The following is a 16,180-nucleotide window of genomic DNA, read 5'->3' on the forward strand; positions in this document are numbered from 1 at the left end:
GATTTTGGCCTTTTTTAGTTAAAACTTTTCGTGTGGAATTCGTGAAAAATTCCGTTTAAGGTAAAACAACTACAGCGCACCTCGGGGTGCGTTGTTATCATTTTCAAAAATTTTGATTATTCTTCTAGCTTAGTACAGCGGACAGAGAATCCAAAAACTTTTTCATCTCCATCACTTGCTTGCGGAGCATGATCCGTTGTCGAAGATATATACCCATTACGCACATACAAATTTTCATCATACTCGTGTTCTTGTGGATAAAACCAATAAATAGTCTGTTTTAACCGTTCAAACCCCCCCTTTTTGGTTCTCTTGCCGGCGCCGGTCAGCGAGAAACCGCTGCTGTTCGTTCCACTGAAACCATATGTGGAGCGCATTCCCTTGACACCATCATCATTCCCTTCAGCATTTATGACAATGACATAGTCGTTAAAATTAAACAGCCTCCAGCCATCAGGGCAGATTCCTTGGTGATTTTCCTGAATAAGGTCGGCACAGCTTTCGGTATTGCAGCGGCTCGGCAACTGCATCATCTCGGCCCACTGGTAAAGGCCACCGAACTCGTCGCACTTGGTGGTATCATTATTGTAGCAGTAGCGTTCAATCTTGGAATCATTGTTCTGGTCGTTTTCGCCAGGCACCATTTCACCGATATTCAAGTTTTCAGCCATCACAGTCACCGAAGCAACCTCACGCACAGTATCTGTACCCGTTATTGTTATATAGTAATAACTACGGCCATTACGCGGATCCGTAAAAGTTTTGTATCTATCCTCACCTATACGCCAAGCACCAGCCAATGTTTGGGAGTGGTCAAACGGCACATACTCGCTGCTGCTCAACACCGACGAAGAACTCGATTTCGCGCTCGATGAAGACTTTGCAGAACTGCTGCTCGATTTTGCAGAACTACTCGAAGCAATGCTGCTACTTGACTTCACCGAGCTGCTACTCGACTTCGCACTTGAACTCGATTTTGCAAAACTGCTACTCGACAGATCCTCGACCGGAGCCGAGGATGACGAACGCACGCTGCTGCTGGACGCCTTTGTCTCGCTGCTGCTGGATAGATCCTCGACCGGAGCCGAGGATGACGAACGAACCGAGCTGCTGCTTGCATCGTCGCAGTCCTCGCAGACACTCGACGAGGAATCTTCCCCGGGCCGCACGAAACTGCTCTCGTCGTCACAAGCTGCCAAGAGAAAGAGACTCGCAATAAAGAACGTCACACCGATGTGACCTATACCTTTCCACGATGACAATCGTTTTTTATGTAGCATTTTATTTTTCAAAGTCAACTCCACCCCCAAAAATTATTCTTCTAGTTTAGTACAGCGGACGGAGAAACCTTTTGCTTTAAGTTCTCTGTGATTTTGCTGTGGTGCAGAACCTGATGAACCAATGAGTCCGTGGTGAGCACGAATATCCGGTTCTTCGGCATATTCCTCTGGACGGAACCACGCAGTTCTATCCTTTAAGCCAGAAAATGTTCCATTTGTATTTCTCAATCCTGCGCCAACCAAGGAGAATCCGCTGCTATTCGTTCCACTGAAACCATGCATCGAACGCATTCCCTTGACGCCGTCATCATTTCCTTCGGCATTTATCACTATGACATAATCATTAAAATTAAACAATCTCCAGCCATCGGGGCAGATTCCCTGGTGGTTCGGCTGAATCAAATCGGCACAACTTTCAGTATTGCAGCGGCTCGGCAGCTGCATCATCTCAGCCCACTGGTAGAGGCCTCCAAATTCGTCGCACTTGGTGGTATCGTTGTTATAGCAATAGCGCTCTATCTTGGTATCGTCATTCTGGTCGTTTTCGCCGAGCACCATATCGCCGATATTCAAGTTCTCAGCCATTACAGTCACCGAGGCAACCTTACGCACAGTATCCGTACCCGTTATTGTTATATAGTAGTAGCTACGGCCATTGCGCGGATCCGTAAATGTCTTATAACGATTTTCACCAATACGCCAATCTTCCGCTAAAGCATCGGAGTGATCGAACGGCACATATTCACTGCTACTGGACTGCTGCGTGACGCTACTGGAAGAGGACTTCGCGCTGCTGCTGGATTTTGCAGAGCTACTCGAAGCAATGCTGCTACTTGACTTCACCGAGCTGCTACTCGATTTTGCACTGCTACTGGATTCTTTTTTGCTTGAAGAGGACTGGAGATCCCCGCTCGAGGCGGGGATGACAGAAGAAGAAGACTTCGCAGTTACGCTCGACTTCGGCGTAACGCTCGAAGAGGACTTCGCGCTGGACGAAGAGTTTGACTTTACCGAGCTGCTGCTGGCATCGTCGCAGTCCTCGCAGACGCTCGACGAGGAGTCATCCCCCGGCCGCACGAAACTGCTCTCGTCGTCATCACAGGCGGCAAGCGCAAGCGTCAATGCAAGAGCAAACACAAGACGCACAGATCCTCGCCTGCGCGAGGATGACAGCAGAAATGTGGTTACCACATGACCAAATGGTACTTTTCTAATGATAGACATGCTCTTCGTTCCTTCTATCCAAAAATTATTAAAATTTAAGCCTTTTTTGCTGCGGGAGCCTTCGATGCGTCGGTCTGCACGCCGATATCGATGGTGCCGAACTTGGCCTCGTAGGCCTTGAGCGTCGCGGCGAGCATGATGGCGAGCCTCTTTGCGGTGTACGGGGTCATCACCACGCGTTCGGCGATATCCACGTTCACCTTGGCCTGCCCCATGCTCCATGCCTGGTTCAGGCCCAGGAGCATCATGATTTCTTCGCGGCCGCCCACCACGTTGGTGGCGTTCACGTAAAGGCTCTTCATGTTGGAATCGTTCCACACGACTTCGGGCTGTTCATTCTGGACTTTCTTGTTTTCGGGCATATAAAATCTCCAATATGATTTTTGTTATTTTGTTGTAATTTTAGTAAATTATTTTGTTCACTATCAGATAACAGACAAAATATTTACTACAAAAAGCATACAACATTTCTTATCTTCATTTCTGACATACGTTTAACGCATCTTGTAAAAAATTATTTTACATGGTATGACAGCGTAAGTTATCCTCAAATACAAAAACAACATAATACTATTTTGTCCGTTATTGACAAGTTTGTCGAAGTATTCTATCTTTCCGTCCCGTTTTGGGATGTTCAGATTTTTAAATAGTCTCGAACAAAGGTAACAGGATGAACAAACTAGTCACCCTTCTTTTTGCGCTTTTCCTGGCCGCATGCTCGGTCACGGATTCCGAAAGCGACGACTATTCCAAGTGGGAATTTTCAGGCTACGTGCTCGACGCCAGCAACGGCAAGGGGCTAGAGGGAGCCACCATCAGCTACCAGGTCGCCGACGGCAAAACGCTGACGGCCACCACCGACGAGGACGGCGCCTTCTTCATCGACAGGCTCCCCTACGGCTCGATAAGCTTTTCGTTCAGCTACGCAAAGGTAAAAGGCAAGGACACGCTCCATTACGCCCCCAAGGTGCGCACGGTGGGTTCCACCAACGAATCCTCCTCGATGCACGGGATCGTGGCGAGCGTGAGCAACGTAATCCGCCTCAGCCCCCTGAACGCGGGAATCACGGGCGAATACTACATACATGACCCGCAGACGGGCGCCGCCCTCCCCGTCCAAAAGGCAAAGGTCTGGATAACCCACGCCGACACCTCCTACATCAACCTCGACGAGGATTCCTTCAGCACAAAGACGGATTCCCTGGGCAAGTTCGAGTTCGAGGGGCTCCCCGCCGATTCGGGGCTACTGCTGAACATCGCCCCCTACACCCACAACGGCCTGCGCTTCACCCTGCCCGCCACGGTGCTCCCGAGACTCGCCGCCGAATCGAGCAAGGACATCGGCCGCGCCTACCTGCCGCAAGACACTTCCATCACCGTCCCGTTCCGCATCAAGGCGAGCAACGTCATGGATACCGACCAGAAGGGCTACAAGAACGTATCGCCCCTCGCGGTCCCCTACTTTGTTTTCAACGAGGCGATTACCGAAAACAACCTGGGTGTGAGCATGACCGGCGACACGGCTTTCATCCTGACCCCGCAGGTCAAGGGCGACACGCTGTTCCTCAAGCACGACAGGCCTCTCCCCGCAAGCACCGAGTTCTCGACGACAATCGTCACCTACACCAAGAAGAAGAACGAGCGCATCGAAATCACGCTCGACGGGGCTTCCGCGTTCACCACCGACCGCGGGCTCTACGCGGTCACGAGCAACGCCTGGCCGCAAAACGAGAAATACAGGTCCAGTTTCTCCATCGACGACACGCTGTGGGTCAAGTTCTCCGAAAAGCTGAGCAAGAACGTGGAACGCGTGCAGTGGCACTTTATCGCGAAGGCATCGAGGACCATCTCGTGCAACGGGAGTTTCGCCACGGCGGACGCCTGGATAAGCAAGGACACGCTTTTCGTGCAGATGCGCGAGAAGATTCTCGACGCGAGGACACCGGGCGATTCCGTGGGCATGGACGTCACCGTCTACGCGGAGAACGGGCTCTACCTCGAACACCTGCTCATCATGACCGAACTCGAAGTTCCGCCGTCGTCTTCCAGCGTGGCCGATTCCACGGCAAGCTCCAGCAGCGGGGTGCCCGAGTCGTCAAGTTCAGCCGCAACAGCGTCCAGTTCGAGCAGCTCGTCGACCTAAATGAAACCGCTGTTTTTGACAACCGCCCTATTCGCCATCGGTTCGGCCCTCGCGGCCGGTTTCGACGGCGTGACCGAACCCATCGACCAGGCAAAAATCGGATTCACCGTCCCCGGCAAGATCGACCGCATCTGGGTCAAGGAAGGCGCGTTCGTGCACAAGGGCGACACGCTCGTGAACCTGGTCAAGACGGAGGAGGAGCTCCGCGCCCGCATCACAAAGATAAGCGCCGAAGACACCTCGAGCGTCGTTTCGGCACGGGTCAAGATGGAGACCTACGAAAAGGACTGGACGGTAACCAAGAAGCTCTACGAAACTTCGAACTCCGTGAGCGCCGAACAGCTCTGGGAACGCGAGATGAACTACCGCGTGGCGAAAGCCGAATGGGAAGCCGCCAAGGTGAGCAAGTCCAAGGATTCGCTGGAACACCGCATGGCCCGCGCGCAGCTGCAAAAGCAGTATCTCATCGCCCCGTTCGACGGCGAAATCGTCTCCATATCCAAGAACCGGAGCGAAAGCGTGGAGGCACTCGAACCCATCGTCGAAATCGCCGACGTCCGCACTTGCCGCATGACCGCCTACATCATCGCGAACAAGGCGAGCAGGCTCAAGGTGGGCCAGACGGTGAAGCTCCTGCTCGACGGCTCGTCGCAGGCCCGCAACAAGAAGGGAACCGTCGAATATATCTCGCCCGTGGTCGACAAGGCGAGCCTGCTCCGTACGGTCAAGGTCATCTTCGACAATTCCAACCGCTCCGTAGAACCCGGCGTCACCGGCAAGATTATCCTGCAATAATGCCCATGCACGCCGCATACCTGCCCCCGTTCGCTCTCGCGCTTGCCCTCATGGCGGTACAATCGCCCGCGGCGGAGGCCGATTCGGCAGGCACGACGACTCCAGAGGATTCGCTGGTGCTCGAACTCGACGAGGCGCTCAAGGTGCTGGTCGAAAACAACGCCGACGTGCAGGAGGCGAAATACAACTGGATTGCCCAGGCCGAAATGGCAAAGGGCACGTACGGCGAATTCGAGCCGCACCTCGTGGGGCGCATCAACAAGGAACGCGCCGACAAGCCTAGCGCGCTCTTTACCGAGACGCGCGACGAATACAAGATTGGCGTGCAGGGCAAGCTCCCCACCGCCACCGAATACAACATCGGGTTCAACCAGGCGACATACACCCACAGCGAATACACCTCCGAGCTCTATTTCGGCGGCGAACTGCGCCAGCACCTGCTCAAGGACGGCCTGCTCTACTTCGCGCCCACGAGCAACCTGCGGCAGGCCCGCCTGCAACAGGAAATCGCCTACCAGAAATACCGCAGCGCGCTCGGCGAAATCCTCGACAAGTTCTACGAAGCCTACTGGAACTACTATTACGCCGAACAGACGCTGCAGTTCGCCACGAAATCCGCCCAGGTCGCAAGGCAGATTGCCGAAGACGCAAGCAAACGGCTACAGCTGGGCATGCTTTCGGCCCTCGACCAGCAAAAGGCCGTCGCCGAATATTCCGACCGCGAAAGCGCGAGGCTCTCGGCAGTCGACCAGCTGAGAAGGGCGAGGCTCGAACTTTTGCTCACGCTCTCATCGAGCAAGTACGTGCAGGACTCCCGCCCCCTCGCCATAAGGCCCCCGAACGACAACGATACCGCTGCAGGCCCCATTACGCCCGCAGCGGGCGATTCGAGCGCGGATTCGTGCCGCATGCACCCCGCCTACCTGCAGCAGCTTGCGGAACTCGATCTGCACGAAGAGGGCCTAAAGCAGCACCGAACCAGGGCGCTCCCCACGCTCGACCTTGTCGGGAACTACGGCATCCGCGGCCGCGACAGCGACGCAAGGCGCGCCGTGCGAGACTTCAAGCATGCCGAAAACAGGCAGACCGTACTTTCGGGCGGAATCGAAATCGACATTCCCCTGTTCGCGAACATGGGCGAACGCCACCAGGCCGCCGCCGAAAAGATAAACGTGCGCGCCGCCCGCGTGAGGCTCGCGCTCATCCAGGACAAGCTCGCCGAAGAACTCCGCAACCTGCAGAAAAGGGCGACCGAAATCCGCGAACAGACGAGGCTCAGCCAGATCGCGGTCACCTACCATGAAACCGAACTGCAGGAAGAATTCAAGAAGATGGAACTCGGCAAGAGCAACTACCACGTGATTTTCGACATGGAAGAGGACCTGCGCAAAGCCGAGCAGCGCCACCTCGAGAATATCCGCGACATGCACCTTGTCGACGTCAAGCTTCTGCTCGCCAAAGGCGCGCTCCTCCGCGAAAACGGACTCGAGACATGGAACCAGGGCACCCCCACCCTACGCAAGGACCTGCTGAATGAATAAGACGACGCCACAGATCGACCCGGCCAAGATACTCAAGGCAATGCAGGGCGCGCTGAACAGTTCCAACGCGAAGATTTCCCAGATGACCCAGGTGTTCGACGTGGCACAGACCGTACTCGCCTGCGACAAGTTCAAGACGGCAAGCCTCGCGCTCGCAAGCGGGCTCTGCGACAAGTACGGCGCCGAACGCGTGAGCCTCGGCTGGGTCAAGCACGATTACGTTGTACTGAAGGCGCTCAGCCATACCGACCATTTCGAAAAGAAGATGCAGGTGGTGAGCGACCTCGAAGGCATCATGGAAGAGGCCTACGAGCAGGATGCCGCGGTAGTCTACCCCGCTCCCGAAAACAACGTGCTCTCGATTCGCGAACACGAGCTCTACAGCGCGGCCTACCACACAAAATACATCCTGACGGTCCCCATCCGGAACGGCGAAGACATCGTGGGCGTAATCTGCTGCGAACGCAATTCCAGGCCGTTCAGCGACCTCGACAGCGAACAGGTGTACCTGACGTCCACGCTCTGCAGCGCACGCCTCCTGGAACTCTACACCAAAAGCAGCTGGTTCGGCCTTCGCATGGCAAGGGCTATACGCAAGGGGCTTTCCAAGGTTTTCGGAATCGAGCACACCTGGGCAAAACTGCTCGGGCTCATCGCCATCGCGTTCATCCTGTTCGCGACGCTCTTCCCGCTTCCGTACAAAGTAAGCGCACCGGCAATCCTCAAGACCGACAAGATTATCTACACTACGGCCCCGTTCGACGGCTACATCGACACCGTATTCGTAAAGCCGGGCGACGTGGTATACAGGGGTTCGCCCCTGCTGCGCCTCAACCAGACGGAACTCAGGCTCGAAGAGGCCGACCTCATGGCCCAGGAACAGGACAGCCGCCGCGAAATCCAGAAGGCGCAGGCCGCGCACGAGCTCGCGGAGATGCGCATACACCAGGCGCGCCTCGCCCAGACCCAGGCAAAGCTCAAGACCGTGCGCTACAAGCTCTCGATGGCAACCGTGATCGTGAACGTCGACAGCGCCATCATCATCGAAGGCGACCTGCAAAAAAGGCTCGGCGCCCCCGTGAAGCAGGGTTCCGAACTGTTCCAGATGTCATCCATCGAGAACATCTACGTCGAAATCAACGTCCCCGAACAGGAACTCCGCAACGTGACCATCGGGAACCAGGGCCTGCTCGCCGTCAAGAGCCGTCCCGACTACGCCTACCGTTTCGAGACCAAGCGCGTAAGCCCCACCGCCGAAGTCAAGGAGCAGGAAAACACGTTCGCCGTGCGCGGCGAGTTCGTGTACGGCACACCCGCATGGTTCCGCCCCGGCATGACGGGCATCGCGAAGATTTTCGCCGAAAAGCACACTCTCTGGTGGATCCTCTCGCACCAGGCCATCGACTACCTGCGCATAAAGCTCTGGTGGTAAAAAAATTTATTTTCCCACTTTTTTTGGGAAAAATCTATATTAAAGGCATGGCTGAATCGTGCGAAAAACAGAATATCACTGCAAAGCTAGTCGAATATTTCGGGAATAAGCCCGAAATCGACTCGGCAATTCTGTTTGGCTCCCTGGCCAAGAACCAGTTTAACGAGCACAGCGACATCGACATCGCCGTCCATTCGCAGAGCGCCCTCTCCTACGACAGCCTTGCCAAGATGCAGGTGGAACTCAGCCTGCTGTGCAAAAGGGAAGTCGACATCGCCGACCTCTCAAAGGCGGAAGGACTCTTTTTGCATCAGATCATGACGACAGGCGAACGCATCAAGTTCAACCACGACGTGTTCCACAAGTACATCATGAAAGCGCTGTATTTCTACGAGGACTTCCTGCCCATCCAACGCGCCTGCCGCGCCGAAAGAATCAAGAGGTTTCTCAATGGATAAGGACCTACTGCAAAAAAAAATTGAAATGCTAGCCAACTGCATCGAGCGAATCAAGTCACAGAAGGTGGCTAGCCTCAAAGATTTGGAAGCCATGTCACCCCCACCACCATGGCCGACACATTCAGGTTCCTCGCCGAGAAAAATGTCATCTCGAAGGAGAATGCGGACAACCTAGCAAAGGCCGTCGCATTCAGAAATATCGCGGTTCATCAATACGACATCTTGGACAACAAGGTCATTTTCCAGATTGTATCTGGGCACCTGAACGACTTTACGGACTTCGCCGCAAGCGTTGCTGCACTTCGCGCACAGCATTCTTAAACATTTTTTTACCAACACCCCCTCTAAAAGCAAAGAAGCCACGCGTATGCGGATAAAAAATTTACGGGGAAAGACTATTTTGACAAAAAAAAATTTGCGGGAAAATATGATTTTAACAAAGAAAAATTTGCGGGAAAATAAAAAAATTTATGTATATTTAGACATGTTCGGGGGATAAAACATGCCGAAATTTACATTTAAACGCAAAATATACGCAAAAATGCTCGTGCAATGAGCAATAACCCTGCATCCCTACAAGAATATGGTTTCCATTTACCAAGCGAATCCATTTTTGAGGGATAGTTTGTCTCATTTTCCCCTGTTTCGTAAAAAAAAGACATCCTTTCGGTTTCTTCTGCTTTTTTCATATTGGCCATCCTTCCCGCATCTCCATAAAAAGCGAGTTGTTAATTTTCTTGCCATCAATGTAAACAAAAAAAAACAAGTCAAGTATTTTTGGATTGCGGCCTTTTTTTGGGACTGATTTGTGATGAGCGTCACTAGTCATACTTGTCCAGCACACATCGTCAAATTCGTGGCATTTTTTAGAAAAAGATTGTCAAATTCGTGGCATTTTTATATATTAACATCGTCAAATTCGTGGCAAAATGAGGTCAAAACATGTTGAAACGAAAGTTCTCAGAGACCCTAAAACAGTGGAAAAAAACAAAAAAAAGGGAATGTTTGCTCGTAAATGGGGCCCGCCAGGTCGGCAAGACCTTTATTATAGATGTTTTTGGCCGTGAAAATTACAAAAGCTACATCTACCTGAACCTGTTCAAAAATCCAGAATACAAGCAAATTTTCGAGGGAGAACTCGAACCGAACGAGATATACAAGCGAATTTCGCTACTAGTCAAAAAAACAAATTTTATCGAAGGCGACACGCTTATTTTCATCGACGAAATTCAGGTCTGTAGCAAGGCCAGGACAGCCCTCAAGTTTCTCGCCATGGATGACAGATACGACATAATCGCGTCCGGTTCGCTGCTGGGGCTGCATTACAACAAGCTAGGCCAGAATTCCGAAGAGATTTCCATTCCTGTCGGCTACGAGCGCGAAGTCGAAATGCATTCTCTCGATTTCGAGGAATTCCTTTGGGCAAACGACGTGAGCGAAGAGTCCATCGAGAACCTGAAAGAATATTACACACAAAAAAAAGCACTGCCCGACGCCATCAATAACCTGTACCAGAACAAGCTTCGTGAATACCTTGTTGTGGGAGGGATGCCAGAAGTGGTGAACACATTTATCTCGACAACAAATTTTCAACAAGTCTTTAATGCACAACAGAAGATTTTCAAAGCATACGAAGACGACATCCAGCATTATGCAACCAATACGGAGCGGCCCAAAATACGAGCCTGCTACTACTCTCTCCCCCGCCAGCTGTCAAAGGAATACTCGAAATTTCAGTACAAGACCGTCGAGAAAAACGGAAACGCAAAAAAATACGGGAACGCACTGGACTGGCTTGTCGATGCGGGACTCGTCAAACTGGTGCACAACGTGAGTTTACCCGAAATGCCGCTCAAGGCCTACGAACAGCCCGAAAACTTCAAAGTCTATGTTACCGACATCGGCCTTGCAACGCACCAGTTCGGCTTCGAGACGCAGTCGGCCCTTGTACGCAAGGAACTGAAGGGGCATGCAAAGGGAGGCATCTACGAGAACCTGATTTTCGACATTCTCAACAAGCGCGGGCTCAATCTGAACTATTACAAAAATGGCGAGAATACGCAAGAAATCGAGTTCGTTTTCGAGCACTCCGGCAAAGTCGTTCCTGTGGAGGTCAAGTCGAAAAACGGACAGACAACCTCGATGAACGAATTTATCAAAAAATACAGTCCGTCGCTTGCGATAAAACTGATTGACGGAAACATCGGCATCGACGGAAACAAGGTAAGCCTGCCACAATTCATGGCGATGTTTTTGCCGTAATCTAAACAATTTTTTACAAACAAAATACCATATTCCATGCGGGAATAAAAAATGCAGGGCGGGCGCAATTCGTTTTTGTATCTTTGCTCTCATGATGATTCCAACGTCTAAAAGATTTACCCGTGTGGCCGGTCTTCGCGGCCGCCCCGCACAGCAGAGTGCGGGCCTGTTTGCGCTGTTCCTTTTCGCATCCCTGGTTTCTTGCGCCGGAAACGGCGACCCGTTGACCAACCCGGAACCGAAGGCCGACGAGAGCGGCGCCCCCGCTACCGCGGCGCAGAGCTATTACGACTACGATAATTCGAGCGCAGCTTCGGCGGGCTCGGGCACGAATGTTAGCGCGGTTCGCAATCCGGACGGCACCATCGGCAACGCGGGCTTCAGCTTCAAGTTCCCGGGCGGCGACTGGACGGTCATCGGCGGCGAGGATGGCGCCCCCTACGAGTTCTACAATGCGAATTCGGGCAGGCGCGCGGTGCTACGCGAGGTAGCGCTCGACGAAGGCGAGCCCATGAACCTCATGGACCGCGCCCGCATGGAAATGCAGAGCCTGGAATCTAGCGGCAAGAAGGCGACCTTGAGCGAGCTCAATCCCGAAGAGGCGTTCGGCACGACCGGCGCGTTCTTCGACATCGCGGGCAAGCGCTACGAGACCCCGTACGAGGCAGTGGGCATGGTAACGGGCAACGGACGCAGCGTCTACACCCTCACGCTTACCGCAACCGACAACGTGCCCGGAAAGGACATGCTCAAGGAGGAATGGAGGGAATTCTTCAAGGGGTTCACCCTCAACGAAATCGCCGAGGAACAGGGCCCAGAACTCTCTCCGGAACGCATCCAGAGCCACACTTCCGCAGCGCTCGGCTACACCTGGAGCACAAAGGACACGCTTTGGCACTTCTGGAACGGCATCGCGAAGCAGAACAACGACCCCGACCTGGTGCTCACCGACAAGTCCGAGGAAGTCTCGTTATTTGTATATGGCGCAATCCTCCCACCCGACGTCATCGGCCAGCAGGACATGTTCAAGGTGCTCCTCACCCGCCTCGGCGTCGACCCGAACAACCGCACGCTCGATGCCCGCCGCGTGAAGGTCGGCGACCGCTACGCGCAGGAATTCACGCTCACCCACATGGTCGGCAAGTTCGACTTTAGCTACAAGGGACGGTTCTTCTACGAGAACGGACGCGGAATCCTGATTGCGGCCTGGACGCAGGGCGCGACGCAGAAGAAATACGCGAAGGCGATAGACAACGCCATCGAAGGGCTCTCCGTGGGGGCCAAGCCCGCGCAGGCGACCGACGCCGAAAGCACCAGGAAGCAGAACAAGTTCAACGCCGCCGTCATGAACCAGGTGGGCATCCTCCGCCTTGTGGAAGACCAGCCGCTCGTGGCTCTCAGCTACTTCGAGCGCGCGAACAAGATGGACCCCGAAGAACCGCTCTACCTCGTGAACTGCGGGTTTATCTACCAGATGAAGGAACTCTACGGACCGGGCATCGCCTACTTTACAAGCCAGATGCCGCTCGTACGCAGGAACGGGAAACTCCTCTCGATTCTCGGAGAAATGTACGAGGTGCTGTTCGACTACAGCCACGCCCGCGAGTGTGCGGAAGCGGCGCTCCAGTTCACGCCGAACAACCCCGAATACGTCATCAACCTCTCCGACGCGCTCTGGGGACTCGGACAGCGCCACCAATCGCTCGTTGTGGTGCAGCGCCTCTATGACACACAGCCGAGCAGCCGCCTGGGCGTTTACCTCGCGAAGACCTACATGGGCCTGGACCAGTACGCCGAAGCCGTAGAAATATTGTATGGGGTACGAGGCCGGTTCGGGATGAGCAAGGATTTGGGCGAAACCCTCATGGACGCCCTCATGTTCCTGGGCCGCTACGAGGAAGCCCGCGCCATCAGCGAAGAGACTCTCCAGAAAGAGAAGAACGATTACAAGCTGTGGACCATGCACGGTAAAATCCTCTTCTACAGCCACAACTACCGCGACGCCGAAAAGGCGCTCACCAAGGCGCTCTCGCTCAAGCCCGACAACGAAGACGCGAAGAGCTTCCTCAGCGCCACCAAGGCATTCCTCGGGAAGGCCGACAACCGCACGCTGCAGAAGCCCATCACGCCCGTGGAAGAACGTACCGCGAACATCAAGAGCCTGCTGAGCGCAAAAGCCAAGCAGGAAGCAGTCGAGGGCGACTTCCCCGCCGTGGTGCACTACCGCAAGGAATGCCTGAAGGCCGAAAAGAACCAGCCGTGGAGCAGGAGCGAGGAGATGCTCATGGAAATCCTCGACGTGCGAGGTGCCGCCATCTACCGCGAGTTCACCTTCGATTTTCTGCCAGGCTACGACCGCATATTCCTCAACGCGCTCGAAGTATACGACAGCAACTGGAACTTGAAGCAGAAGGCTAGCCTGAACGGCGCCTACATCACCTACGCGACCGAAATCGGCGGCAAGAACGAAAGCCAGATGGCGCACTTCCCGCTCTCGGAACTCGCGCCGGGCGACTTCATTTATCTGCAGTTCAGCCGCACCGCCATCGAGGCGAAGGGCATGATTCCCTACACCGACTTCGTGAGCAGCAAGGACGTTCCCGTGGGCCAGTCCATATTCCGCGTGTACGCCGACACGAACGCGTTCACCACCGAGGAATACGGACCGCTTGAGCGCGAGAACATCAAGGGCGGGCGCGAATGGAAAATCGAGAGCCCGGTCGTGATGCGCAAGGAACTCTACATGCCCGTGTACCGCGATTTTGGCGCAGGCCTGATGCTCACCGGCAAGCAGCAGTGGAAGGAAGTCGGCGAAGACTACCAGAACCTCATCAAGCACCAGTTCAAACAGGCTGTGAGCGTGCGCGAGAAGGCATTCGAGGTGAAGGGCAACAAGATTGGGAACGAGGCCGTCAAGGCAATCGCGAACTTCGTGCGCCACGATATCCGCTACCGCGATATCCGCTTCGGCGGCCACAGCCTTATCCCGCAGACCGCCGAAGTGACGCTCAAGGAGCGTCGTGGCGACTGTAAGGACATGGCTCTATTGCTTAAAGAAATGCTCGCAACCATCGGCGTCAAGAGCTACCTCACCGCAATCCACCTCACGGAAGAGGGCTTCTCTCAGCTGCCGACCATCCAGCAGTTCAACCACATGATTCTCTACGTGCCCAAGCAGGACCGCATAAGCGAGATGTGGATCGACGCGACCGACAAGACGGGCAACGACCGCCCCGTGCCGCTCGACATGGAAGGGAAAGTCGCCCTCATCATCGACGGCGAGAACAGCCGCGTGACGCAGACCCCCATACTCGAAGACAACCAGGAACACAAGATTGCGATTGACCACAGGCTCTTTATCGGGAACGACGGCACCTGCGAGTTCCGCGATTCCGTGACGCTGGAAGGCAAGTTCGCAAGCGCCATCCGCAACAAGTTCTACGGGCGCGAAGTCAAGGAGCAGGAAAAGCTCATGGAAGACTTCATGGCGCAGGGCGTACCCGACGTGAACATCTCGAAGGTCGAAATCAAGAACCTCGACGAGTTCAACAAGCCTCTCGTTCTCGTTACCACCTACGGGTCCAAGGCGTACTTCGGGCAGGGCAGCGAAATGAAGGGGCGGTTCCCCAACGTTTGGGAGCGCAGCCTGTTCAAGATGCCCAAGGTCGCAAAGCGCCACCACCCCATCCGCATGCCGCACGAGACGCAGTTCCAGTACAGCCTCACCGTGAAGGCGGCTGACGGCAAGAGCGTGAACGTGGTCGGCCCGAAGGCACTCGCCCGCGACGCTGACTACGTGAGCTTCGAGAAGGGAGTAAACGCCGGGGCGCAATCTTCCATCAAGTGGACGACGTTCGCGCTGTACGCCGACCCGAGCGAATACAACAAGATTCGCGAGGAATGGGACTACCTGCTGAGCGAAACGAGCCCTATGATAACAATAAAGTAATCACGGCATACAAGTATGCCGTGGCGCTTGCTTGCGCAAGCAAGGATGCAAAAGCGAGCCGCTACATAAAACGCAAATTAGAAAAGGCCCCGGGCGGGGCCTTTTAGATTTAAAGCGCTGGAGCTAGTTTTCGTCGAAGTCGGCGAGATCTTCTTCGGCTTCCTTGAGGTCGGCCGCATCCGGGCCTTCGCCAAAGTCCTCGTCATCCGCCTCGTCGAGCGAGTCGCCGCCCATCGAGCCGAGCGTGTATTCGACCTTGCGGGCTTCCTTGGACTGTCCGAGCTTGAGGATGGCGGCACATTCTTCGCAGTAGCCGAGGTCCTTGTCGACCCAGAATTCCGGAGAGACGAGATTCTTGTTGCAGCGGGTGCAAATCTGCGTCGCGACTTCACGGGTAAACGCGAGGTTCTGCTCTTCCAGTTCCTTGAGAATACGTTCGGTCAATTCTTCCTGCGTCTCTTCGGCAAGAGAAATCTTGTGGCGGATGGCCATCGTCGGCTTCTTCTCGAGCTGCTTCAGTTCGGAAGACACCTTCTTCTGGTTGACCCTCTCGGCATCCTCGTTGATTTCGGTGAACATGATGGTCTTCGAAAGCTTCTTGCCACCCTCGAGCAACAGGGCGAAGGGAACGAGCTTCTTCTTGTCGTTCACCGGAGCGGGCTTGGCCGGTTCCTTGGCGGGTTCATTGACAACTTCCTTGACGGCAACGTCCTTTTCCTCGGATTCCACCTTCGCCGGTTTCTTGACAGGAGCCGGTTTCTCTACCGGAGCAGGCTTCTTCTCAGGAGCGGGCTTCTTTGCAGGAGCGGGTTTGGCCGGGGCCACAGGCTTCTTTGCAGGAGCCGGCTTTGCAGCGGGCTTGGCCGGCTTCTTTGCGGGAGCGACTTTTACCGGAGCAGCCTTCTTCGCAGGAGCGGCTGGCTTTTTCGCCGGGGCGACCTTTGCAGGAGCGGCCTTCTTCGCAGGGGCGGGCTTCTTCGCGGGAGCAACCTTCTTGGCCGGAGCGGGCTTCTTTGCAGGAGCAGCCTTCTTCGCGGGGGCAGGCTTCTTTGCAGGAGCGGCCTTCTTCGCGGGGGCGGGCTTCTTTGCGGGAGCA

The 16,180-nt window shown here is 54.7% G+C and carries 14 protein-coding genes; 9 read left to right on the forward strand and 5 right to left on the reverse strand.

The features are described from left to right. Positions 1–116: 116 nt before the first annotated feature. Positions 117–845 (reverse strand): FISUMP domain-containing protein, encoded by a 729-nt coding sequence (locus tag B4A77_RS02300; protein WP_290738022.1) that lies wholly within the window; start codon positions 843–845, stop codon positions 117–119. Between B4A77_RS02300 and B4A77_RS02305 the strand changes: the two genes are divergently transcribed. After that, complete coding sequence (locus B4A77_RS02305; protein WP_290738025.1) at positions 763–1,239, forward strand: hypothetical protein; 477 nt, start codon at positions 763–765, stop codon at positions 1,237–1,239. The two genes, B4A77_RS02300 and B4A77_RS02305, sit on opposite strands and share 83 nt — an antisense overlap. Before the next feature lie 74 nt (positions 1,240–1,313). On the opposite strand, the gene B4A77_RS02310 is transcribed toward B4A77_RS02305, so the two are convergent. Both B4A77_RS02310 and B4A77_RS02315 read right to left on the reverse strand, forming a co-directional pair. Then, positions 1,314–2,426 (reverse strand): FISUMP domain-containing protein, encoded by a 1,113-nt coding sequence (locus B4A77_RS02310; RefSeq protein WP_290737934.1) that lies wholly within the window; start codon positions 2,424–2,426, stop codon positions 1,314–1,316. 113 nt (positions 2,427–2,539) lie between these two features. Further along, positions 2,540–2,866 carry a DUF3467 domain-containing protein gene (locus B4A77_RS02315; RefSeq protein WP_290737937.1) on the reverse strand — a complete coding sequence of 109 codons (327 nt, stop codon included), beginning with the start codon at positions 2,864–2,866 and terminating at the stop codon, positions 2,540–2,542. Positions 2,867–3,174: 308 nt separating this feature from the next. Here B4A77_RS02315 and B4A77_RS02320 point away from each other — a divergent pair, with 308 nt between their 5' ends. The 6 genes from B4A77_RS02320 (at position 3,175) to hepT (ending at position 9,194) form a co-directional block, all read left to right on the forward strand. Then, positions 3,175–4,647, forward strand: coding sequence for a carboxypeptidase regulatory-like domain-containing protein (locus tag B4A77_RS02320; RefSeq protein WP_290731803.1), 1,473 nt, complete (start codon positions 3,175–3,177; stop codon positions 4,645–4,647). Continuing rightward, a complete protein-coding gene (locus tag B4A77_RS02325) occupies positions 4,648–5,442 on the forward strand; it encodes an efflux RND transporter periplasmic adaptor subunit (protein WP_072811931.1) in 795 nt (264 codons plus the stop codon). Then, positions 5,442–6,983 (forward strand): TolC family protein, encoded by a 1,542-nt coding sequence (locus B4A77_RS02330; RefSeq protein ID WP_290737940.1) that lies wholly within the window; start codon positions 5,442–5,444, stop codon positions 6,981–6,983. Before B4A77_RS02325 ends, B4A77_RS02330 begins: the two co-directional genes overlap by 1 nt. Further along, entirely contained in the window at positions 6,976–8,415 is a 1,440-nt protein-coding gene (locus B4A77_RS02335) for an efflux RND transporter periplasmic adaptor subunit (RefSeq protein ID WP_290737943.1), read from the forward strand. Before B4A77_RS02330 ends, B4A77_RS02335 begins: the two co-directional genes overlap by 8 nt. Before the next feature lie 47 nt (positions 8,416–8,462). After that, positions 8,463–8,873 (forward strand): type VII toxin-antitoxin system MntA family adenylyltransferase antitoxin, encoded by a 411-nt coding sequence (gene mntA, locus B4A77_RS02340; protein WP_290734494.1) that lies wholly within the window; start codon positions 8,463–8,465, stop codon positions 8,871–8,873. Positions 8,874–8,981: 108 nt separating this feature from the next. Further along, the gene (gene hepT / locus B4A77_RS02345; protein ID WP_290734492.1) at positions 8,982–9,194 is read left to right on the forward strand and encodes a type VII toxin-antitoxin system HepT family RNase toxin; all 213 of its coding nucleotides are present in this window, start codon (positions 8,982–8,984) and stop codon (positions 9,192–9,194) included. A 197-nt stretch (positions 9,195–9,391) separates the two neighbouring features. On the opposite strand, the gene B4A77_RS02350 is transcribed toward hepT, so the two are convergent. Further along, positions 9,392–9,562, reverse strand: coding sequence for a hypothetical protein (locus B4A77_RS02350; RefSeq protein ID WP_290734490.1), 171 nt, complete (start codon positions 9,560–9,562; stop codon positions 9,392–9,394). A 316-nt stretch (positions 9,563–9,878) separates the two neighbouring features. Here B4A77_RS02350 and B4A77_RS02355 point away from each other — a divergent pair, with 316 nt between their 5' ends. Together B4A77_RS02355 and B4A77_RS02360 are read left to right on the forward strand one after the other, a co-directional pair. After that, complete coding sequence (locus B4A77_RS02355; protein WP_290734488.1) at positions 9,879–11,135, forward strand: ATP-binding protein; 1,257 nt, start codon at positions 9,879–9,881, stop codon at positions 11,133–11,135. A gap of 91 nt (positions 11,136–11,226) precedes the next feature. Further along, on the forward strand, positions 11,227–15,084 hold the full coding sequence (locus tag B4A77_RS02360; RefSeq protein WP_290737946.1) for a transglutaminase domain-containing protein: 3,858 nt from the start codon (positions 11,227–11,229) through the stop codon (positions 15,082–15,084). A 123-nt stretch (positions 15,085–15,207) separates the two neighbouring features. Here the strand turns inward: B4A77_RS02360 and B4A77_RS02365 are convergent. After that, a partial coding sequence (locus B4A77_RS02365) for a hypothetical protein (RefSeq protein WP_290737949.1) occupies positions 15,208–16,180 on the reverse strand: 973 nt, incomplete at its 5' end.

Origin of the sequence: Fibrobacter sp. UBA3718, from assembly GCF_002371935.1 — a bacterium.
GTDB lineage: Bacteria > Fibrobacterota > Fibrobacteria > Fibrobacterales > Fibrobacteraceae > Fibrobacter.